Raw genomic sequence first — 1,115 nt, 5'->3', positions numbered from 1 at the left:
GGCGGCGGCTTCACAGCAGCGCGGGGTTCAGCGGCGATGCTGCAAGGTTTGACCTGAGGCGCTCTGTAGAGTACGGCTGGCAGCCAGGCGGGCTGCGGCGCTCTGCCGCTGCAGAAAGCTCGGCCCGCATGGCAGTGGCAGCCTCATTCAGCGCCTGCGTCAGGTTGGCTGCCCAGGCTGGCTCGCTGGCCCGCGGCCAAGCTGGTGCCGTCGGCACCGTGCGCGTGCGCTTCTGCTCCCTGGGTGCCGTGGCACCAGCAGGCCATGCAATGGTGTGCTCTGCCATTGTGAGCCGTTTGCGGCACTGCTGCGGCTGCCGCTGGGGCAGCCCCACTGGCGGGGTGTCGCAGGCCAGGTGCCCGCCAGGCGGCACAGGCGGCAGCAGGCTGTCGGCTGCGGGCGCCAGGCTGTGGGGGCTGCTGTAATGGCGGCCCGACAGCATGCTGTGCGCGGTGCTGCTGTCACTGGGGCTGCAGCTGGTTGCAGAGCGCTGGCCTGGGCTGGTGCAGGGTGCCCAGCGTGGCGCAGCGGGGGCGGCGCGCGGCGGCCCAAGGCTCGGCTCCATCTCCCCCGAGGCCAGGGCGGCCCAGCCGTGCAGCCAACGCAGGGCGCCGCTGCGGTCGTCAAGGGCTGGCGGCGAGCTTGCACGCAGCACGCCGCTGCCGGCGCGAGGGTTGCTGCTGCCGCACGGCAGGCCACCGCTGCAGTCCTGCTTGCCAGCGGCCGCGGATTGCTGCGCGCTACCGGCAAGGAATGGAGAGTACTGAGGGCTGTGCTGCTGCACTGTGAGGGTGAAGGGAGTGGGCGGGATGAACGCCAGCGGGTTGCCCATCACCGGCAGCGGGGCTGCACCGGCGGCCGCAGGGCAGCCGCTGGGGGTGGCGAAGGGCGCCTCCGCTATCGACGGTGCCAGCACGAGCTCATCCTGCTCATCATCGCTCCCTTCAAGCAGCCAGCACGAAAGCTTCTCCAGCTCGCCATCCGACACATCATAAACGTCGCCCTGTGCCAGCAGAACCTCGATAGCGTCCTCGTGAAGGTGCTGTCCGCGTGTGGCCCTGGGCCGGCACATCTGTGGGTTTTCTCGAGCACACTAATCGGTATATGAAGTGTAC

General features: G+C 69.8%; 1 protein-coding gene. It reads right to left on the bottom strand.

The window, feature by feature from the left end; translation table 11 throughout:
- Positions 1 to 10 precede the first annotated feature (10 nt).
- Entirely contained in the window at positions 11 to 286 is a 276-nt protein-coding gene (locus tag IP76_RS23215) for a hypothetical protein (protein ID WP_156318700.1), read from the bottom strand.
- Positions 287 to 1,115: the final 829 nt, after the last annotated feature.

It is taken from the genome of Rhizobium sp. AAP43 (assembly GCF_001296045.1).
GTDB lineage: Bacteria > Pseudomonadota > Alphaproteobacteria > Rhizobiales > Rhizobiaceae > Allorhizobium.
Note: the sequence above shows the minus strand (reverse complement) of the source record. Positions and strands in the feature narration are given on the sequence as shown.